The sequence below is a fragment of the Enterococcus rotai genome, from assembly GCF_001465345.1.
In the GTDB taxonomy this organism is placed as follows: domain Bacteria; phylum Bacillota; class Bacilli; order Lactobacillales; family Enterococcaceae; genus Enterococcus_L; species Enterococcus_L rotai.
Genome location: NZ_CP013655.1, coordinates 2,463,359 through 2,485,553 on the forward strand (window position 1 = coordinate 2,463,359; position 22,195 = coordinate 2,485,553).

Here is a 22,195-nt window from a genome sequence, read left to right on the forward strand (position 1 = left end):
GAGATGATGAAAAAGGGCTGGAAAAGAAAAGGGATTACGTTGTTTGTTGCTGGAGTACAAGTTTTAGGCTTGTTTCCTTGGGGAGCACTCCAAAGTTTTGCACAAGAAAATGAAAAAGCAGAAACTGTTGGTTCAAGTGAAGTAATCGCTACACAAGAAAAAGTGAAAAAGGAAGATCTCGATCAGCAAACGCAACAAAAACTTAAAAAAGCGGAAGAAAGTACTGAGAAAGAAAACCAAACGACTGAAAAAGCAGATAATCAAACGGAAACAACTTTAGATGTTGCGCCACAATTAAAATCAGCGTTTGAAGCAGATGAAAAAAGTATGTTGGCATCGGTCAAAGAAGATATGGCAGAAAAAGGGCTGACGGAAATGATAACCGATCGTTCCGAGACAACGAAAACATTTGTTCATCCTGAAACTGGTGTGGGAGAAACTGTTGTATTTACAGAACCCATTCATTTTGAAAAAGAAAAAGACAACTGGCAGGAATTTAATGGTACTTTTGAAGAGGAAAAAGATACTTATATTGCAAAAGAGCAAGTTGAAGTTCAAGTACCAAATGAGGTGACTGAAAAAGAAGTACCGACAGTTAAGGTTGGTGATTCAAAAGTAGGGATCGGGTTACCAGACGATAAATACGAAGTTCAAGCGGTTAAAGATGACAAAGTTTTACTAGCTGCTGAAAATGATTTAGAACCTGTAGAAATTTCATATCAGCCAACTGGAGTGAAAGTCAGTCAATATATTTCTGAAGAAACCGATCTGACAACTGTTAAATTTGCGTTAAAGCTACCTGATACTCTGCAAGCGAAAGAAGAAAAAGAGCAGGGAATTATTGGTCTTTATGATGGTGAAAAGCTTGTGAGTGCTGTTCCTACACCAACGATTGAAACAATAACAGGTGATTTTATTTCAACTGCAGAGGCTGATTTTGACAGTAAAACGAATACCTTGACGCTAAGAGCTCTTGATCAAGAAAAAAGTCAAAACTTAAAAGCAGCACGTGTCAATGTCCAATTTGTCCAAGCGAAAATCGAGCAAGGAATTGAAGCGACTAGTATTCGTCAGTATGATGACAAAATGAATTATTGGTTCCAAGATTATATGTATATTGGCTATGATGATGGCTATAACGGAACATTAGGAGCAGCACATTTTGTTACTTATGGGTTAATCAAGATCCCTGATGCAGAATTGAAAAAAATTGGTAAAGGTAGAGAAATCGAATCAGCAAACCTTTCATTATTTAGAACAGGAGCACCAGGATTTTGGGGAGATCGTGCAAAAGATGGTAGTGGAAAAGTAGTCAATCGTCATTTTGAAGTTCATGGCTTGACTAAAGACATCGGAGCCTTTTCCAAAGCTACGTATAAAGGGTTTAGTGATGCAAAATTCCCTTATGGACCTCCTGCCAATGAATCAGGTAAAGAAACCATGATTGGTGGCATTGATCCAAATAACCGTAGAGTTAATTTTGATATCACTAATTTAGCAAACGACTGGATCAATGGCGGCAGTAATTACGGGATGATCGTTAAAACGAATAAAGTAACGTCTCATGAATTACCTTATTCTACGGCTGAAGTTTTTGCTGCACCAAAAGGTGGCGTAACGACGACATCTCCTTATTTAGTGATCAAGCATCGTGAACGTCCGCCAATCGATAAAAACATGCCGCTTAAAGATACCACCTTGAAACTGCGCCCCTTTGTCAGCGCTGATAATGACGGCTTAGTTCAGTTTCAAGCATTAGGGATGGATGGTATCGGTCGACCAGATGCTAAGATAAATTATCGTGTGATTGATACAAGTGATAAAAATAAAGTAACCTTCTCAGGAACAGATCCATCAATTGGGCGAGATTATATCTTCCCTAACTATCCAAAATTATTTGAACATGCTAATCGCTATTTAGAGCTTTCCAGCAATTGGCAAACCAATACATTACTGACCAGCTCTTTGAAGGAAAACCATCTTTACAAAGTGGAAGCCACGATCACGCATGGAACGGAAGAATCAAAACAAACCTATGATCAGTTCCAACTATATAAAGTAACGAGTCAAGATACATTACCACGTCTCTTAAAATTCTACGGATTAGAAAAACAACGGGCAACATTTATGCGGGATAATAACATGAAAGATGAATTATTGACCCAAGGAAACATTGTTTTTATTCGAAATCCAAAGAAAAATCAAGGAAAAGCTTATCAGTCACAACCACTTTCTAAGGCTGATAAAATCCGCTTAGATGCATTATCAGTTGGTCGAGGCAAACATTGTAAATACGGTTTTGAACCAATCAATATTGGTAGTGGAAATTTAATTTACGAAATGACAGATAGTGTTTGGTACGATTTTGAAGAAGAGCAACTGTTTGCCAGAACCTATAATTCTAAAGGCGGCGGTATGGATAGCCCAGTCGGCAGAAACTGGACACTAAACCAATACTTGACTTTAAACCAGTTAGAAGATAAATCAATGATGCTCACAAAAGAAGATGGTGGTAAAATCTTTTTTGACCGTGGGAAAGATGGGCGTTATCAAGTATCAGACGATTCGCCTTATACATTGACGAAAAAAATCAAAGATGAAAAACGCAGCTTCGAATTAACGAATACAGAACAAAAGTTGACCTATCTATTTGATGCAACAGGGCAAATAAGAAAAATCACGAATGCCTACGGTCAAACCAAAGAATACAGCTACGAAGAAGAAACTGGATTTTTAAAAGCAATCAAACAATTTAACGGCAGCAAAGTTTTATTTGATTGGGATGATAATGGGCACATAAAAAAAGCCACTTTCCCAGATCAGACAACGAACACCTTCGAATACGATGCAAAAGGAAACTTAACAAAAGTGACCGATGCGTTAGGGAAAAAAATAGCGTATACGTACAATGATAATCACTTTATGACCTCGTATTCTGATGACGAAGGAACATTACTTTATCAAAATAAATTTGATAAAGAAGGCCGTGTTATCGAACAAACGGATGCCAAAGACAATACTGTTACAATCACGTATGAAAAAAATAAAACGACGACGATCGATGGCAATGGAAACAAAGAAGTCACCACCTACAATGATCATTTTCAACCAACAAAGATTGAATACGCTGATGGTAAAAGCGAAATCAAGCGTTATAATGACCGCTACCAGCTGATCGAGGAAATTGATCGAGCAGGCAATAAAACCACCTATGAAAACGACGCAAACGGGAATGTGACTAAAACGATCTTTCCAGATGGAAGTACGGAAGTCAGCTTGTACAATGCTAGTAACCAATTGACAGAGCAAACGGATCGTTTAGGCAATAAAACCAATTATCATTACAATGAACAAGGAAAATTACTACAAACCATACGTCCAGATGGAAAAGCGATCACCTATTCTTATGATGGACAAGGAAAAATGACGAGTAAGACCGATGCGGATGGAGCCACAGAAAATTATACGTATCAGGCTGGTAATTTAACGTCGATCAGTGATGCTCATGGAGCAAAAACTGGGTATGAATATGATGCCAAAGGCTTGATCACCAAAGAATTCGATGCAGCAGGAAACGCTAAGATATTTAAACGAAATAAGCGTGGTGAACTGATTGAAGAAACAGATTTCAATGGGAATAAAAAGACCTATTCCTATAGTGCAGAAGGCTACTTGCTCTCAGAAACTGACTTTAACGGAAATCAGACAAGTTTCACATATGATAAATTAGGCAGAAAAATCGCTGAGATCAATCCTGCTGGCGGGAAACAAACGTTTGAGTATGATGCAAATGGAAATATCACCAAGGAAACAGATTATCTAGGGAATGCGAAAACATTTATTTATAACGAATTAAACCAAGTAATCGAAGAAAAAACAGCTACAGGTTCAATTACACGTTATACTTTAAATGCCCTAGGTGATCCTTTAACTGAGACAGTCGATGATAAGAAAAAAACGACCTATGCTTACGATAAAAATCAAAATCTAATCAAAAAAGTCGATGCACTAAAACAAGAAACAACCTATGAATATGACCAAAAAAATCAACGGATCAAAGAAACATATCCAGATCAAACGACGATTCTCTATGAATACGATGAGTTGGGAAATATAACGGCTAAAACCGATCGTAATGGACTGAAAACCACCTATTCTTATAACGAGAAAAGTCAATTGCTAAAGGAATTATCAGGTGATCGTGAAACAAATTATGCCTATGATTCACGAGGCAACAAAACAACGGAAATCGATCCTGAAAATAATCAGCATTCATTTGGCTTCAATCCGCTAGGTTATCTTTCAGAGCAAACCGATGCTGCTGGCAATAAAACAGTCTATGAAACCGACAATCAAGGGAATGTGACGAAAATCACGGATCCAGATGGTAACGTGTTAACCTACACATACGATGGAGAAGGTAACGTTCTTTCACAAACCGATGCGTTGGGAAATAAGAAACTATCCACATATAATTCGTTGAATCAGCTAGCCACAACAGTTGAACCAACGGGGGATATTACCCAATATCATTATGATGCCAACAGTAATTTAGTTGAAAAAATCGATGCATTAGGCAATAAGACAACCTATAGCTATACGAAAGATAATCAATTACAAGCATCAACTGATCCATTAGGCCAAATAACGCAGCTCTCTTACGATGCTAGCGGAAATTTAATTTCATTTGAAGATGCAATCGGTCGAAAAACAACGTATTCCTACGATTTATTAAATCAATTAACCAAAGAAGCAACACCAGGAAACGTCACGATCAATTATAGCTATGATGTTCTTGGTCAGCGCATCAAGCAATCCGACAGCAACGGTAAAAGTGAAAGCTACACCTATGATAAAAACGGTCAGATGCTTACAGCAACAGATGAACAAAAACGAAAAATTTCCTATGAATACAATCTTTTTGGTGAAAAAATTGCCGAAACGGATGCTGCAGGAAATAAAACAATCTATGCATACAATAAGTTAGGGCAGCAAACGACAATCACTCACCCACAAGAAACGAGTCAAACATTAACCTACGATAGTTTAGGACATGTTCTGGAAGAAGTGATGCCAAATGGCGGGAAATATACCTATAGTTATGATAAACGTGGTAATTTGATCAAAGAAAGCAATCCATTAGGCGAAACACAACGTTATGCCTATAACAAAAATAGTCAACTGGTTCAGTCAATAACCGCTAAAAATGAGGTCACAACCTATAGCTATGACAAAAATAATCGCTTGATTGAAACCAAAGACCCTTTAGGAAATAGTCAAAAAATCAAGTATGATGCTAATGGCAATGTCCTATCAGAAACGGATGCTGAAGGAAATCAAACAACCTATGCCTATGATGGCAATAATCAACTGATCCAAACAATCAATGCTAAAAAATTCCAGCAAACGGTAAACTATGATCCCGTTGGACGGAAAATTGCTGAAACAGATTTCAATGGCAATAAAACAAGTTATGAGTATAATGCCAATGACCAACTATTGAAAAAAACAGAACCAAATAAACGCATCACAACCTATGAATATGATGCACACGGAAATCTTTCAAAAATCACAGATCCTAAAAAAGCTGTGACAGAAATGACCTATACCTCCGATGGTCAGCTTGCTTCTGAAACAAATGCCAAAGGGTATAAACGGTTATATGAGTATGACGCTTACCGCAATTTACTTGCTGTGAAAGACAATGTTAGAAAAGAGCCGCTTGAAACGTATCGTTATAATCACTATCAACAGCGCATAGCAGAAACCAATGCAGCAGGTAAAAAAACGACTTACGACTACAATAAATTTGGACAGCTCACAAAACTGACTTATCCTAATAAAACGAGTGTTGCCTATAGTTATGACTTACTAGATCGAGTTTCTGAAATGACAGATATTCGTGGTAATAAAACGAAAACAGAATACGATGAAAATGGTCAAGTGACCCGCTTTATCGCGCCTGGTGAACAAGTTTCCACCTACGAATATGACAGTAATGGAAATGTGACCAAAGAACAAGATCCAATGGCCTTTACTTCTAGTTACACGTACAACAAATTAAATCAAGTAGCAGAAGAAACCGATGAACTTGGACATAAAACAACCTATGCTTATGATCAATTACAGCAAGTCGCAAAAATCACAGATCCTAGAAACCATCAACTAAGAATGGACTATGATGGTAACGGGAATTTAGTAAAAGAAACGGATGCAAAGGGCAAAGAAAAACATTTTGGCTATGATGCAAACGATCAACTGACTAGCGTCAAAAATCGCTTAGGAAAAACAACTAATTATACCTACGATCTTCAAAGCAATTTGACCAGTGTCAAAGATGCCCTTGGTAATCAGACTACCTTCAACTATTCGCCAACAGGTGAGTTGGACAGTGTTCTTTCAGCCAATGGGAAAAAAGAAAGTTACGAGTATACGTTAGATGGACAATTAGCGCAAACAACTACACCAAAAGAAGAGACGATTCAATACAAGTACGATGAAATGAATCAGCTTGTCGAAAAAGTTACCAAAAATGCCAACTTCACGTATACCTTTACGGATGAAGAAAAAATGAAAAGTGCGGCTTATGAAACAACGGAGCCAACTGTAGCAATCGACAATGAAGCCTTGAAACAAGCGATACCAACCAAAGGCGAGGTGGCATTTGAATACAATCAATATGGAGATTTAACAAAAGCAACCGATGAAAAAGGTGAAAACTTAACCTACAGCTATGATGCTTTAGGACGCAAGACTAGCGTGACCTACCCAAGTGAACGAAAAATCACGTATGAATACGACAAGAAAAATCAACTAACTGTTGTAGCAGATGGTGATCAAAAAACGGTATACGAACACGACGGAGCAGGTCAAATCAAAAAAATCAGCTATCCAAATGGCACAATCACACAATATGACTATTTAGCCACAGGAGAAATCAGTTCAGCTGAAACCTTAGAAGCCAATGGAAAATCATTAGCAAAAATGACCTATGCGTACGATGAAAATGACAATCTCCAAAAAGAAACGATTCAATACCCGAAATTAACACTTGAAAAAACGTATGAGTATGATGCCGAAGATCAACTGACGAAAGTCATCGAAGTCGAAGGCAAGAAAAAGACTGAAATTGAGTACTATTACGATGATGCTGGAAATCGAATCACCTATTCAGAAAAGGTCAATGACAAAGAGAAAACCTTCTATGAATACAAAGTCAATAATATGAATCAAGTCACCGAAATCACAAGTGAAAAAGGCGCCAAATTTGAGTATGATGCCAATGGCAATGTCGCCAAAAAAATCGCCATGACCGGTGAAGTGACCACATATCTCTATGATGTAGAAGACCGCTTGATCCAAGAAACGAGCAGTAACGGTGTTTATACTTTTTATGGCTACGATGCACTAGGTAATCGCGTGATCAAAGGCACAGCAACCGAACATGGACGCCGGATCAAAACCGATCTAAAAGCTTGGATGAAACAAACCGATCGTACTGCCCAATTAGCGCTAAACAACCAAGATGTCACCTTACATGAAATCTTGACTGCTGTAGCGAAACAGCCAACCATGGCCGATCGCTTACGCTGTTTACCAAAGGATCGACCATGGCGTAAAGACCATGATAAACCAAGAAAAACCGTTGAAACGGAGAAACTAAAAAAAGAACTGGATAAAAACCATTCGATCAAAATCGTTACGTCATTGAATGAATATAATCAAGAACACACTAGTCCAGCCAAACTCACGCAAGAAACCTATGATAAGAAAGTCAAAACGACCCAAAGACAAGAATTTACCTTTGGCGAAGAAACCGATATCTTAGGGGACCAAGAAGATCAATACCATCGTGATGGTTATAGCAGTATTGGAACGATCACGAATCGACAAAGCGGTGAATTAATCACCAATACCTTGTATAATGAATATGGGGAAGCCACCTTACGTTTAGAAAATGAGTATGGCTACCGCAGTGAATACCATGATCAGTCTAACCGGATCCATTTACGTGCTAGAGAATACAGCACCACAACAGGCCGTTTCCTACAAGAGGATACCTGGTATGGAAAAGTGGAACAACCTCAAAGCCAGAACCGCTATATCTATGTAGAAAACAACCCGCAGAAATACCGTGACCGCAGCGGAAATGCAGGTTGGTGGTCTAAGGCTTGGAATAATGTGAAGAAAACTGCTAAAAAGGTCTGGAACGGAGTCAAACAAGGCGCGCAAAAAGTCTGGAACGGTGTCAAAAAGGTAGCAAGTGCTGTTTGGAATGGCGCAAAAGCTGTCTGGAATGCCGTTGTACCATCCTCACCTCGTGCTTCAAGCTCTTGGGGCACAATACCATCAGGCGTTCGTTACGTGGGAAATTATGGTGGAAGAACGTATTACCCACAACGAAATTACGTCGGTGTCAATTATATCCGAGGAAGAAATGGACAGCCTGTTGGTTATCAGACATACAGTCAGGCGCTGTATTATCAAAGTGCGGCTTATCGCTATCAAGTTCAGGTTCAACGTGCGCAAGCCACTCGTATGATGGCAACCGTTCGGATCAAGAAAGTTTGTGATACGGCGGATAAAAAATGGACAGGTAAGAATAAAGGGTTGGTTGTAGGAGCCGCCTTTGTGATTCCAATACCAAGAGTCCCAGTAGTCCCACCTGTAACGACGATACCTAAACCAGATCTAGATACTGGAAACTTCTCATTTCCATCTTTACCAAAAGTCCCAAGTGCACAAGACCTTGCTAATGGGATAGTAGGCTGGTTTATTGGGGATTATATTCAGAAAATAGCAAAAAATAGCGATTTAGATACTGGAAAGTGGGCTAAGGGTTCATATAAAACTGAAAAAGATTCCTTAGAAGATCATTTTGATAGACATGGGAAAGAAGTTGGGGCAGAAACTGTTGAAGAATATCTGAGAAAAGCAGAAGAATTTGCAAGAACAGCTAAGAAAGGTGTTCAAGGGAAACCAGTTAAAGGAGATACACCAGGAGTTAAAAGGTATAGAAAAAATGGTAAGTATATAGATTTGGCACCAGATGGTTCCGTTATTTCTTTTGGAAAATAACTATATATATTATTTGAGGGGTGACGTGCTATGAATGAAGAGACAAAAAAATATAGATTAACTGAAAAATATATACAGTATAAAGGGCGCATTTTATATAGAATCCAAGCAATTAAAAACTTTTCGGATGTAAACTGTGGGGAGTATGGTGGATTCGTAGAATCGGAAGAAAATTTGAATCAATATGATAATAGTTGGGTATATGACGAAGCAAAAGTATATGGTGATGCTAGGGTCGAACATGCCGCGAATGTGAAAGAATCTGCAGTCGTTTTTGAGAATGCTATTATTTTCCAATATGCTGTAGTTAAAGGTAATGCAAAAGTTTATGGCAATGCTTGGATTCGTGAATCTGCACACATTTCTGGTCAGGCAAGAATTTATGACGAAGTAAGAGTTGCTGGAACAGTTAAGGGAAACAGTATTATAAGTGGGGACGTGACTATATATGGTAATGCATATATTAGAAGCAAAGGAACCGTCCGTACGTCTAGTGACTATGTTATAGTAGAGAATATTAATTTAGACAATCAAATACTGACTATCTATAAAGCTCGAAATAACGAAATTTATGTAACAAATCAAGAAGGTTATGAACAGAGTCTGGAAGCGTTCATGACAAATGAGAAGGATTGTGGTGAGGTTATTTATGGAGTGTTATTAATAAATGGATTTAATCTAAAATAAAAGTGAAGGAAAGTTATCTAATGGAGAAAAAATATCAATTGACAAAAGAATCTATAGAAATTGATGGGCATAAATTATATAGAATCCAAGCAGTCAGAGAGTTTAGTGTAGTAGAAAAAGGTGAATACGGTGGGTTTATAGAATCAGAAAAAAATCTGAATCAATACGATGATAGTTGGGTTAGTAAAGATGCAAAAGTCTATGAGCAGGCATATGTAAAAGATTATGGTGAGGTAAATCAGGAAGCTGTGGTCAAAGGGAATGGAATTATAGAAAAATTTGGGAAAGTTTTCAATAATGCTGTAGTAGATGAATTTGCGTGTGTAACAGGAAATGCTCAAATCATCCAAAATGCTTCAATAGCTGGACATGCAGTTATAACTGATGCTGTAGTTATAAGTGGTGATGCACAAATTTTTGGCGATGTAAAAATTACTGGCGTAATGCATATTGGTGGTACTGCCGTAATATCAAGTTTGGATGATTATTTTTCTATCTCCTCAATGGATGAAAGTATACTGATAATTGCTAAAGGAAGAGGACAAGAAATATGGGCGTATAGAACGGGCCTATCAACTGTTACTTTCACAGAATATAAGAAGCAGGTTTCTTCTCTAGAGTTTGAATTGGTTCTAAAAATTCTTAGCTTAAAAGGATGGATTTGAATGATGTAAGCAACATGTAATAGCGATCTTAAATTTTAGTTATCTAGGCTGAAAAAATATAGTAATATTAATATTCAAAAATTGCAATAAAAAATATTGAAGATTATGCAAAAAAGCATGAGACTACTGGAATAGGCAACTAGGCAAATAACTTGAAAAGGAGTAGAGGTAGATAATGTTTAAATGCTTAATTTGTGGCTTTAATAAACTGGAAATGGAACCATATGGAAAAGAATATCCTTCGGGTGAAGTTTGTTCTTGCTGTGGCTTTCAATTTGGTGAAGATGACGACAAAGGAATTTCTCATGAGCGATGGAGAGAATCTTGGATAAAAAAAGATTGTCCTTTTTGGTATAGTCCTGATTGTCCAGAAAATTGGGATGTAGAAAAACAATTAAAAGAGAGTGGAGTCGTTTATAAAAAGAGTGATGTGATAAAAAATAGTTGTCCAGTCTGTGAGTTTGATGGATTATTTGAACCAGCTTATGATGAAGAATATGGATACCCTTCAGATGATATTTGTCCATGTTGTGGTTTTCAATTTGGTCTGCATGATTATCCAGAAAAAGTTAAAGGTATAAAAAAATGGCGTGAAAATTGGATATTAGGAGGTTGTCAATGGCACTTTAAACCAGACAAACCAGCAGAGTGGTCACCTCGACCACAGTTGACGAATTTGGTGAATCAGCAATACGAGAATCATCAGTAGAAAAGGTAATCAAAGTTGGAGTAAGCTAAGTATTTTTACAGCTTACTCCGACTATATACATAATTTATTCAGTAGCGCTAATTACGTCTTTATCAATAAATAAATAGTAAGTAACTCAGGACTTGTCGTAGGAATGGCATTTGTGATTCACATTCCAAGAGTACCAGTAGTCCCACCTGTAACGATGATACCTAAACCAGATTTAGATAATGGAAACTTCTCATTTCCATCGTTACCAAAAGTCCCAAGTGCACAAGACCTTGCGAATGGGATAGTTGGCTGGTTTATTGGGGATTATATTCAGAAAATAGCGAAAGATGCTAATAAAAATACCTCAATAAAACCAGAAGCAAAATACAAAGGTAGTAAAAAGCATGGGGTGAACTGGAAAGAAGGGCCTGCTACAGCTAAAAGCGAAGGAACACCTCAGGGACAGTGGAGTAATAAAGATTTGGATTATGCTTCTGAATTAGCAAAAAAATTAGGAGCAAGAGAGAGTGGGTACTTTGATTTACCGCCGGGTTCCTCTTCAGTTGTTCATAAACCGGATGGGAGTACAGTTCCAGCTAAAAGGATATGGATAAGAAATAATGGGACAGGCACATTTCATGGGTATCCATCAGAATAAGAAAGGAAAATTTTGTAATGTTTAGAATACAAGCAAGTAACCCAAAAATAAATAGTAATGGAGCAATGGAAATAGAAGATATTTCAGATTTGTCTGATTTAATAGAAAGTGCTTATATTTTGCATACAGAAGATATGATAATGTTTTGGAATTATATTCCAATAGTTGTTTCGTATAAATATAATTTAAGTGAACTGATAGATGATATTTTAGAAATGCTATTTCAGCTTCGAACGAAAGAAGAAGGAACGATGACTATTGAATGGCCTTCAAGTTCATTTCATGGTGTTTGGAATATGTCTTGGCAGGGTAATGATTGCCTAACAATTGATTCAGAGTGGACATCAGTTGTGGGAGGAACGAAAAAACTGTTAAATGATGATTCTAGAATAGAATTATCAAAAAAGGGTTTTGTCGCAGAATGGAAAAAAGTGTTGGAAAATATTATTAATGGTTTGCGGGAGATAAATAAAAATAATCTTTTGAATTCTGCTATTCAAAAGATTGAAATAGAATATAAAAAAATTGAAAAGTATGGTGAATTATACCAAACTTAATCTAGTAATAAGTGCTATTTCTTATTGATTGTGAATTGAAAATAGAATTTAAAAATCCAGAGTAGCTGTATATTTTAGTTGCTCTGGATATATACATAAGCGAAATTGATTACATCCGAGGAAGTAATAAGGAGAAAAATGAAACACAAGAAGGTTGGGTAAAAGGAAAGTTATTAAATGACAGCACTAAGGTATGGGATGCTGGAAAAGTGATAGGTTCCAATGGAAAAACTGGTGTGAGAGTGCATATTGATGGTGCTGGACGAATACATGGTTATCCAGTTGATCCTAAACAGTATTTAAAATAGTAGGAGGATAAGTTTTTATGTTGAAAACCCCATTAGGAAATATTCGATTATTTGAAAATAATATAGAAAAGAAATATAGCTACAAATCACTAAAAGTTAATAGTAAAAATTATTTAGTTGATAAACGAATCAGTATTGCATTGAAAATTACTCAGAATGTTGAAAATGTAAAGTTCATCCTAGATATTGATGAAAATGAAGTGATAAAAAGTGAAATTGAATCAGGAGAAGATTTATCATTAATAAGTTTTTTTAAAGGTAATTTAAAATTGAGTATAGGAACAATAGGAAATACTACTGGTGTTGATTATTTCTATTTAAATAATGGAATGGACTTAACTCTCAATAAAGAGACTCATATTAAGGAACTAATATTTTATATAGCTTGGCTCAACATGGAAAATCCAAAAGAGGAATCTATTTTTACTTGGTTTGCTGCTGATCCAACATTAGATTAGTAGTAAGTTGAAATATAGATGAAGACTGTAGCTATTTATTTTTAATTGAAAAATAGAGTTTGAAAATCTAGAGTAATGGAGCAAATCATGATGGAAGTTCCTGAGAAAATTCTAAAAGCAAAAGAGGTTTTGAAAAAAGAAAGGGCGAAGTCGCTTATGATGAAAAAGGCAATAAATTTAGATATTAGACTTGAAGATGGTATTATTCCAATAATTCAACCAATTAATAGCGATAATACGAGCATTGATAGTAAGTTATGGAATCTATATATTCAATCTGAAGATTATGCTGAGCTGTTTAGCATAGCCCAAAAAACGTATATAAAAGTTGCACTAGATATTTTTAATAAGCCAATGACTAACGAAGATCCTCGATTAAATTTGCTTTCAAATGACTACTTCAAACTAAGTCAAGAAACTAAATTTCTTTATTTTATAAAAAAAGTTTTTGAATTAAATAAAGAAAAGTGCTACATCGATCTTGGGATTTTTGAAAATAGTCAAATCTTAACGGAGTTTCTGATAAACCAAGAGAAACACTTGGATCAAATAGATAAATATATCTTGTTAAATCAAATTGAGGTTCTAAAGACTAGTAAAAATACTGTTTATTTAATAGATGATCTTAATCTATTAAATATGTTTTTTAAAGGTTTTTTAAGAGAAAGTTTGTGGAGTAGTCTATATTTCAATACTGTTCCTTTAATTATAAAAACAAATTATGACATCAGTTTACCGTTAGTTTTTCAGAATGAAGAAGATAAAAAAAGATACGAAAAAATTGCAAATGAGAGTGGGTTGTTCTTTTTGTAGTCTAAATGAACTTGAGATCAAATGATGTAAAAGTGCATAAAACAAAGACGGAAGAGATAAAAATTATATTTGAGTTTAGTGTTGGAAGTTACTTGCTTAGAATTCGGAGTGTAGGAGTTTAAAAGAAAAGGTGATGTAATGTATACATGCATAGTTTGTGGTTATAAAGATTTAGAAATGGAATCTTATGGAAAGGAATACCCTTCCTGTGAAATTTGTTCTTGTTGCGGCTTTCAATTTGGAATAGATGATGATAAAGGAATTTCTCATGACTTATGGAGAGAAACTTGGATAAAAAAAGATTGTTCTTTCTGGTATACTCCTGATCGACCAATCGCTTGGGATGTGGAGAAACAATTAAAAAGTATTGGAATTATGTATAAGAAGAAAGATGCGAATAAAAATATTTGTCCTGTTTGTAAATATGATGGACTAGATGAGCCAGCTTACAACAGTCTTGGATATGGTTCATATGATATTTGTCAAGGTTGTGGTTTTCAATTTGGCTTAGATGATTATCCTGATAAAAATAAAGGGATACAAAAATGGCGAGAAAATTGGATAAGAGGAGGTTCTAGTTGGTATTCAACAAGCTCGATTAAACCAAATTGGAATCCCACAGAGCAATTAATTCATTTGAGTAAAATCAAAAAATAGTGAGAGTAATTATTTTAATAAAGAAAGTTTGTAATAAGTGAATAAACTAGAAAATTTATTATTTTAGATAGGATAAGCCAATAGAGTTTATAAGAAGAAAAAGGAGCTGTTGTATATGGATTTTGAATCACGTAGAAAAATTTTAATAGACGATATATTACTATATGAACCAATCGTAAAAAGAAAATTATTAATGTTTATTAATAAATTGATTTGGAAATTCACTAGTTGTTTATTGTTATCAATATTATTATTTAATCTATATTATTTTGTATTTGAATGGAAAAATATAGTATCAAACATCTTTACTGGAACCCTGATTTTTCTATCATTAGTCTTTTTAATAAAGCTATTACAATTTAAATGGTTGGTAACAAGTAACTACCATATTTGGGCAACGAAAAAACTAAAGCTAATTATGATATCTGAGTTGGATTGGTATTCGGATGATAACTATTTATATAATAAACTTATAGTTGGAAAAAAAGAGAAGACTATACGGATACAAAGAAAGTCGTTAAAATTATTGAAATCAATGGAGAAAAATCACTATTTTATTTGTGAAGAAATGGACTTCAATAAAATGTATACTTTTTCTTCAAAAGAACTATTCGTAGGTCAACTATCAGAAGCTGTAGTAATAAAGACGTTATGTTAAAGTTATATTTAATACTAAAAGAGTACGAACTATTATCAGAAAAAATGGATAATAGCTTGTATTCTTTTTATATATCCCTTTTTAAATTTTAAAAAGTTGTTCCCCTTTACAAAAGGAACGTATGTTCGTATAATTGATTGTGAAATAGAATAAGGAGAGGATCGCTATGTTTTTTGATTATGCAAAAGAATCCAGAAGAGTGATTTTTTGTATTGACGTAAAATCCTTTTATGCCTCAGTCGAGTGTGTGGCTAGAGGATATGACCCGCTTGAAAAAATGCTTGTTGTGATGAGTCATGCTGAAAATACGGGCGGTCTTGTTCTAGCCTCTTCGCCAAAAGCCAAAGAAGTGCTAGGCATCACCAATGTGACACGAAAATATGATGTGCCTGATCATCCGGAATTAGTGATTGTACCGCCTCGGATGAATGAATATATCAAAGAAAACATGAAAATCAATGCTATCTACAAAGAATATGTTGCAGAAGAAGACTTACATATTTATTCGATCGATGAATCTTTCTTAGATGTGACAGCTAGTTGGAAATTATTTGGACAAACACCAAAAGAATTGGCTAAAGTCATCCAACAAAGAATCAAAAAAGAAACAGGTCTAGCAATTACAATTGGAATGGGTGATAATCCTTTATTAGCCAAATTAGCGATGGATATCGAATCAAAACACAATAATGAACGATTAGCTGAATGGCATTATGAAGACGTTCCTGAAAAGGTCTGGCGTATTGAATCAATGACAGATATGTGGGGAATTGGTCATCGCTTAGCTAAACGGTTAAACAATCTAGGAGTTCGTTCCGTATATGATTTGGCTCATGCGGATTTAAATAGTCTTAAAAGAAATTTAGGGGTCATTGGTGAACAGCTATACGCACATGCGCATGGCATCGATCGCAGTCGTTTATCTGAAAAATACATACCAGAAGAACGCTCGTATAATAATTCCCAAATTTTGATGCGAGATTACTTGAAGCAAGAGGAGATCGAAGTGGTGATTAGAGAGATGGCAGAACAAGTGGCGGCACGTCTACGAAAAGCCCATTGCCAGACCGAATGTGTGCATTTATCTGTGGGGTTTTCCAAAGCTGGTCAAGCGGGTGGCTCAGGTTTTTCAAGGCAAATGAAAGTCCCTTTAACAAACAGCAGCAAAGTATTGATCGACTACTGTTTAACCATTTTTAGGCAGCATTGGCACGGAGAAGAAGTACGACATATTGGAATTACCTATTCCAAACTGAACTACAGTACTTATGTACAATTAGATTTATTTCATGAGCCAGATGAGCAACTGAAGGAACTAAAACTAGACCAGTTGATTGACGAAATTCGCCAGCGTTTTGGCTACGTTTCATTGGTCCACGCAAGTTCTGTTTCATCTGGCGGTACAGCAATTTCCAGAGCATCGCTCGTTGGCGGACACGCAGGAGGAATGGAGGGCTTGCAATGAGTAAGGAACGAGATTATTATTTTGAACAATATCAAGATCGGAAAATGAAAAAATGGGCAGGCTTTTATTTATCTGAACATACAGCAATCATTGAACAAGAGAAGAACAAACAACCAGCTGAAAAGAAAAGACAAATGAGTTGGTCAGAAATCGATGAAGTGTTAGCTCAGGCTTTTCAAAATCAGGTTGAAGTGATGATTCAAAAAGAAGAACTAGATTCTGAAGGAAATTATGGAGCAGATATTATTGGTCTGATTCAAGGTCATGACGAATTGGGAATCTATGTAGGAGGACATAAGATTGGCTATGACGAAATACGTCATGTCCAGTTACACTAAAAAAAACATCTAACTTTATATACGGTGCTAAAGTTAGATGGTTTTTCAGATTTAACGGTGAGTGACTAGAAAGAATTCAGCTAATGCGAATAGAATCATCATTAGTGCAATCAGACCGCAGACAATTATATGACGCCGTTTATGCATCATTACGATTGCAATAAACTCTCTTAAAAAGGCATTGGGTAGAAAATAGAAAGCTGTTCGAGCCCCAATCCCATCTGCTTTCAGATTGGCCATTTTGGCAAAAAGTCCGGCACGAAATAGATGAAAATTGTTCGTCGTGAAAATCGCTTGAAAACCAGTTCCCCCAAAATCTTGCTCCATGATTTCTTTTGAAAAGCGCATGTTTTCTAAGGTGTTTTTAGAATTGGTTTCAACTAAAATAGCTTCTTCAGGAATCCCTTTTTCAATGGCATATTGTTTCATCGCAATACTTTCAGCGATATGCTCATCGTCACCTTTACCACCAGACATCAAAATTTTTGGTGGATTCAAAGTAGCGTTGGACTGGGCTTGGTAAAATTGAATCGCTTTTTCGATTCGTTTGCCTAAAAGTGGCGGAACTGTTTTGCCATCAATCAACCCTGAGCCTAAAACAATAATGAAATCCTGCTCATATTTTGGCTGATTAAATTGATAAATGATCGAAATCGTTAAAAAATTATAGAAAACGATTGAAAAATAAAACATGATGAAGGGTAAGATACCAAATAATAGTGAAGCCCACTGCGGCAAAATTCGCGCTGAATAATAATTGAAAATCAGAAAAACGGTCAAGCCGATAGCTAAAAGCAAGGTCAATAAATTCGCTAATGAATGACCTTCTTTACGCATAACGACAATCGCATTCCAATATAAAAAAGCGAGTAAAGCATAAAGGCCAATCAATAGCAGTAACAACAAGACGACACCTGTGATCCCTGCTAAAATAATCAATAGTGGATTCATTGTTCTAACAAGTAAAACGCCTAAATAGGTCATCCCGACAACTAAAAACAAATTAAAGAATAACCCATTGATTAATCTACGTTTTTCCTTGAAATAACAGAAAAGGAAGAACAATAAAAAGCTTGATGGAATTAAAAAATAATAAGTATGAAGTTGTATTTCTAAAAAAATGACATAAATAATAAAACAAAGTGAAAACCAAAGCAACTCAAAAAATTTCCAATTTTGGTTTATCTTTTTTTTCCGCCATTTCGGAATAATAAAAACGCCAATAAGATAAATAAGCCCAATGATAATACTAAAATAATTCCCCATAGATAGAACTCCTTCAATAAATGATTTCACATTAGTATAACGAAAAATAAGCGAAAAAAAAACTACAAACCTTAAGTTAATGTAAATATCTTATGATATAAGTGAATAAGTCCGACTTAGAATGAAAAAATAGAAGAGGTTGGGACAGGAGTGTTTAACCCCGAGAAATAAGAAGGAATTCACGAAAATTGCTCTTCAAATTTTTGTGAATTTTAGCTTATTTCCGAAGGGGTTGCTTCTGCTCCCACCGTTTATTCGTATTTAGGGTGTGAAACAAAAGTGCTTTTTACTTTTGTCCCACATCACTCCATTTCAGACTTATTCAGAAGAACGAGCTGGAAAGGTGATAAAAAAGCTAGTTCCTTGGCCTTCTTTTGACACTAATGAAAGATGCCATTCATATTTTGCAACAATTGAGGTAACAGCGAAAAGACCAAGACCAGTCCCTTCATCAGCAGATTTTGTTGTAAAGAAAGGTTCAAATATTTTTTCTTGTAATTCGGTGGGAATCCCTGGACCGTTATCAGAAATTTCCAAGGTAACAAAACGATTCATCTGATTCATCTGATAACTTGTTTTTTTCAGCTGTTCAGTTAATTCTTTTGAAGCAGGTGAAACAGTTACATAAATTTCTTGCTGGTTTGTTGTATTCTCTTTAGTCGCTTGATAGGCATTGGTAATCAAATTGTAGATTAAATTCTGTAAATCGGTTTCTTCTAATTTTGTTGTCCCTAGATTTTCTTGGATAGACAGAGTCAATTGCACTTTTTTTGGAATGATCTCTCCAATCAAGTGAGTTGCAACCCCGATAGCCGCTGAAATATCGATCCATTCTTGAACGCTTTTTTGAGGTTTTGAAAAGCGTAGAACATTGGATGAAAGTTGTTTTCCCTTTTGGGCAGAGTGAAGAATTTCCTCTAAATCTGCTTTTAATACAGGATCTTCTCCATGTTCTTCCAACAACAACTGAGTGTTGCCGATAATCGGTGTTAAGAAATTATTCATATCATGGACGATCGATGTTGTCAGTAGACCGACTGTTTCCATCTTATTTCGTTGGTAAAGCTCTAATTCTAATTGATGCTGCATTTTTTGTTGTTTTTGTTTTTCGATCAGTTGACGGTTTTCTGCTTCGATTGTTTCTTTTTTTCTAAAATTATGAATAAACAACGAGCAAATGATAATTAAAAGTAATAATAAAACTAAAAGGAAGGACAACACAATGACAAAGTTAATAATATCATCATTTCGTTCATTATAATCAGCGTTGATTGCAACGACCCAATGAGCAAGACCTACATCGATCCATTCAAAAGCACTGATTTTTAAGACCTCAGTTGGTGTATCTTCATCCCACCAATAAGATTTATAGGTTAGCTTTCCTGAATCATGGCTGAGCTGATATTTTTCGAGACGTTTTAAATCAGAATAATCAAAATCAGGATACAATTCTTCTCGCCCATTAATAATATCTAGGCCAACCTGCTGAGCGACTGGATGCATCACGACGGTCATTGAGCGATCTTTGATCATGGGATAGCCTTTGTAATCTAATTCAAAATCTTGTAAGAAGTTTTTATAAAATGCTTCTAGATTTAGCGGTAAAATCAAATAGCCATCGATAGTGCCAGCTGAGGTACGGATTTCTTGATAAAAATTGACATAGGCCTTTTTATCGATAAAATAGGAATCACCATTTTGTGCAGTGGGTTTATCAAGTAGCTGCTTTAGGGACAAATCATGGCTGATAAAGGGACGAATCGTTTGGATATCAGCGGTCGTTACCTGTTTTTCCTGAGCGTCCCAATGAAAAGCATAAAGAGGAGTACCGTCAGGTTCGATGTAAAAAAGAGCATCGGTTTCATTGTTTAGTGACTCAAAAAAAGTGTTTAGAGAAGAGGCACTGTTTTTTAGGTAAGTCGCCGGATCATCACTATTTTTTAAATTTCCATCGATCGCTAGATAGTTGAGTGCTTGATGGCGATTTTTCATGGACAGTTGGATCACTTTTCCAACATACTCTGTCGACTGAAGTAAAAAATCTTGACCACTAGCAGTCGTTGTTTTACGAATGATAGAAAATCCTTGAATTGCAAAGAAAACGGATACAACAATAAAAACAGTCATCGCTGCGATCATGATGTTTACAATTCTGTTTGTTCGTTTCATTGGTCTAGCTCCTTTTAAAAGTCTGTTCATATCATAACAAGTTCATGTTGAAATTTAAAGTTAATTCAGCTATTGTATAGATAATGTAAAAAAGAATAATGAGGTGTGCACGTTGCGGAATGAAAAAATTTTAGTGGTAGATGATGATCCGGCAATTCGTCGATTGATTTGGAAGTCGCTTCAGTCAACGGGATTATTAGTTTATCAAAGTGATACGATCGAAAAAACGCTGGATATCATGAACCGAGTAGAGTTTCAATTATTTCTTTTAGATGTTAGTTTAGAACATGAAAATGACGGCTACCATTTAGCTCAATTGATCCGAGAACGTCAGCCTTTGACACCCATTATCTTCGTTAGTGGGAAAAAAAGCGAGCAAGATATCATCAGTGGTCTAGAGTCAGGAGGGGATGTCTACCTTTCTAAACCATTTGCGCCAGATGTATTACGAGCGCAAGTTGTCAGTACATTAAATCGAACAGAGCAGTTATTGACATTAAGCCAACATCGGGATGAAACGATGTTGAGAGAGGGTATCTTTTCATTCGATAAAAATCAGTATCAATTTAGCAAGAATGGTGAAATCGTGAACATGACGTCTAAAGAAATCATGATGATTTTATTTTTTATGGAAAATCCTTATCAAGTATTTAGTAAGGAACAAATTTATGCCAGTGTTTGGAGTGACGGTGACATGGATAAGAATCTGATCACGGTATATATCAACTACTTAAGAAATAAAATTGAAGATGACTCTAAAAAACCGAAATATCTGCAGACAGTATGGGGGATTGGCTATCTGTTTAATCCTGAAGGGAAAGAGGCAGGGAATAGCGTTTAGTTGATCGTTAGTATAGTGATAAAAACAGGTGGTGATCAATCAATGGTCATCACCTGTTTTTATATTATTTTATGTAAAACTCAAAATAGACCTTCCAAGCGACCAAAAAAGAAGCTTAATGCAACTAAATCGGCTGAACCACCAGGACTGAGATGTTCTTTGATCAGTTGTTGATCGAACAGAATCAAAGCGTCGTCTAGTTCTTTTTTAGAGCTGTTTATGGAAAACGTTTGTAAAAGTTCAGTCGCTTGCTTTTGGACATTTTGCCAAGCTGAAATACCGCCTCGATTAATTAAATTAGAATCTTCAATTGTTGCCATTAAATGTAGTAATAAGAGTAAGAATAAGGTCTGTTGTTCTCTGTTATGATGTTGCCTTAAAAATGGAAGAGCACTATTTTTAAGTGCAGGATAACCTAATTCTGCTTCACCGCGAATCCCCACAATACCATGTTCTAAATAAAGTTTTTCTCCATAACTTAAGTGTTCTTTTTGAGCTAAACCGGCAAAATCTTTAGAAATCAAGCCTTTTGTCATCTGTTTTACATAGTCAAAAATTGCTGCTGTATCTTTTTCAGTAAAAGGCAGCTCAAGTTTTTGATCATGAATTATTTTTCCTGTTGCGCTTAATAGTAAGGCAAAAGAAAAATTTGCCCCTTTGTGCGTATTGACACCCTTTGTTTTAGCTAGCATGGAAGCTTCAGCCAATTGTCCAAGTGTACGAATTTTTTCAAACAAGGCAAAAGGTGTTCCCTCATGGTTGAATCCTAAATTAGCATACTCTGTTAAAAAGGGAGCCAGTGCAGTACTACTATCAATAAAAGTAAAATAATTCATGTCTGCATGTGCACCGCAACTTTTAGGATCAACTAAGCCAGGTTTAGGATAAAGGGCTGCTT

At 35.7% G+C, this 22,195-nt stretch carries 16 protein-coding genes; 13 read left to right on the top strand and 3 right to left on the bottom strand.

Annotated elements, in window-relative coordinates:
• The first annotated feature begins 3 nt into the window (after positions 1 to 3).
• The 12 genes from ATZ35_RS11480 to ATZ35_RS11535 all read left to right on the top strand — a co-directional run bounded on the left by ATZ35_RS11480 (position 4) and on the right by ATZ35_RS11535 (position 17,021).
• Positions 4 to 9,078, top strand: a complete 9,075-nt coding sequence (locus tag ATZ35_RS11480; protein WP_208927353.1) for an RHS repeat-associated core domain-containing protein — start codon at positions 4 to 6, stop codon at positions 9,076 to 9,078.
• Positions 9,079 to 9,108: 30 nt separating this feature from the next.
• A complete protein-coding gene (locus tag ATZ35_RS11485; RefSeq protein ID WP_208927354.1) occupies positions 9,109 to 9,765 on the top strand; it encodes a bactofilin family protein in 657 nt (218 codons plus the stop codon).
• A 20-nt stretch (positions 9,766 to 9,785) separates the two neighbouring features.
• On the top strand, positions 9,786 to 10,430 hold the full coding sequence (locus ATZ35_RS11490) for a glucose-1-phosphate adenylyltransferase (RefSeq protein WP_208927355.1): 645 nt from the start codon (positions 9,786 to 9,788) through the stop codon (positions 10,428 to 10,430).
• 175 nt (positions 10,431 to 10,605) lie between these two features.
• A complete protein-coding gene (locus ATZ35_RS11495) occupies positions 10,606 to 11,139 on the top strand; it encodes a hypothetical protein (protein ID WP_208927356.1) in 534 nt (177 codons plus the stop codon).
• Between the two features lie 133 nt (positions 11,140 to 11,272).
• Positions 11,273 to 11,767, top strand: a complete 495-nt coding sequence (locus tag ATZ35_RS11500; protein WP_208927357.1) for a hypothetical protein — start codon at positions 11,273 to 11,275, stop codon at positions 11,765 to 11,767.
• A gap of 17 nt (positions 11,768 to 11,784) precedes the next feature.
• Positions 11,785 to 12,324, top strand: a complete 540-nt coding sequence (locus ATZ35_RS11505; RefSeq protein ID WP_208927358.1) for a hypothetical protein — start codon at positions 11,785 to 11,787, stop codon at positions 12,322 to 12,324.
• Positions 12,325 to 12,649: 325 nt separating this feature from the next.
• Positions 12,650 to 13,090 carry a hypothetical protein gene (locus ATZ35_RS11510; protein WP_208927359.1) on the top strand — a complete coding sequence of 147 codons (441 nt, stop codon included), beginning with the start codon at positions 12,650 to 12,652 and terminating at the stop codon, positions 13,088 to 13,090.
• Positions 13,091 to 13,177: 87 nt separating this feature from the next.
• The gene (locus ATZ35_RS11515; protein WP_244148157.1) at positions 13,178 to 13,903 is read left to right on the top strand and encodes a hypothetical protein; all 726 of its coding nucleotides are present in this window, start codon (positions 13,178 to 13,180) and stop codon (positions 13,901 to 13,903) included.
• A gap of 177 nt (positions 13,904 to 14,080) precedes the next feature.
• Positions 14,081 to 14,560: a hypothetical protein gene (locus ATZ35_RS11520; protein ID WP_208927360.1), complete on the top strand. Its 480-nt coding sequence runs from the start codon at positions 14,081 to 14,083 to the stop codon at positions 14,558 to 14,560.
• A gap of 115 nt (positions 14,561 to 14,675) precedes the next feature.
• Complete coding sequence (locus ATZ35_RS11525; RefSeq protein ID WP_208927361.1) at positions 14,676 to 15,218, top strand: hypothetical protein; 543 nt, start codon at positions 14,676 to 14,678, stop codon at positions 15,216 to 15,218.
• Between the two features lie 166 nt (positions 15,219 to 15,384).
• On the top strand, positions 15,385 to 16,683 hold the full coding sequence (locus ATZ35_RS11530; RefSeq protein WP_208927362.1) for a Y-family DNA polymerase: 1,299 nt from the start codon (positions 15,385 to 15,387) through the stop codon (positions 16,681 to 16,683).
• Positions 16,680 to 17,021, top strand: a complete 342-nt coding sequence (locus tag ATZ35_RS11535) for a hypothetical protein (RefSeq protein ID WP_208927363.1) — start codon at positions 16,680 to 16,682, stop codon at positions 17,019 to 17,021. Before ATZ35_RS11530 ends, ATZ35_RS11535 begins: the two co-directional genes overlap by 4 nt.
• A 51-nt stretch (positions 17,022 to 17,072) precedes the next feature.
• Here ATZ35_RS11535 and ATZ35_RS11540 read toward each other — a convergent pair whose 3' ends face one another.
• Together ATZ35_RS11540 and ATZ35_RS11545 are read right to left on the bottom strand one after the other, a co-directional pair.
• The gene (locus tag ATZ35_RS11540) at positions 17,073 to 18,287 is read right to left on the bottom strand and encodes a YdcF family protein (protein WP_208927364.1); all 1,215 of its coding nucleotides are present in this window, start codon (positions 18,285 to 18,287) and stop codon (positions 17,073 to 17,075) included.
• A 318-nt stretch (positions 18,288 to 18,605) separates the two neighbouring features.
• Positions 18,606 to 20,456, bottom strand: a complete 1,851-nt coding sequence (locus ATZ35_RS11545; RefSeq protein WP_208927365.1) for a sensor histidine kinase — start codon at positions 20,454 to 20,456, stop codon at positions 18,606 to 18,608.
• A 112-nt stretch (positions 20,457 to 20,568) separates the two neighbouring features.
• Here ATZ35_RS11545 and ATZ35_RS11550 point away from each other — a divergent pair, with 112 nt between their 5' ends.
• Entirely contained in the window at positions 20,569 to 21,297 is a 729-nt protein-coding gene (locus tag ATZ35_RS11550; RefSeq protein WP_208927366.1) for a response regulator transcription factor, read from the top strand.
• A gap of 80 nt (positions 21,298 to 21,377) precedes the next feature.
• On the opposite strand, the gene citG is transcribed toward ATZ35_RS11550, so the two are convergent.
• Positions 21,378 to 22,195, bottom strand: an 818-nt coding sequence (gene citG, locus ATZ35_RS11555) for a triphosphoribosyl-dephospho-CoA synthase CitG (protein WP_208927367.1), incomplete at its 5' end; no start/stop codon positions are given.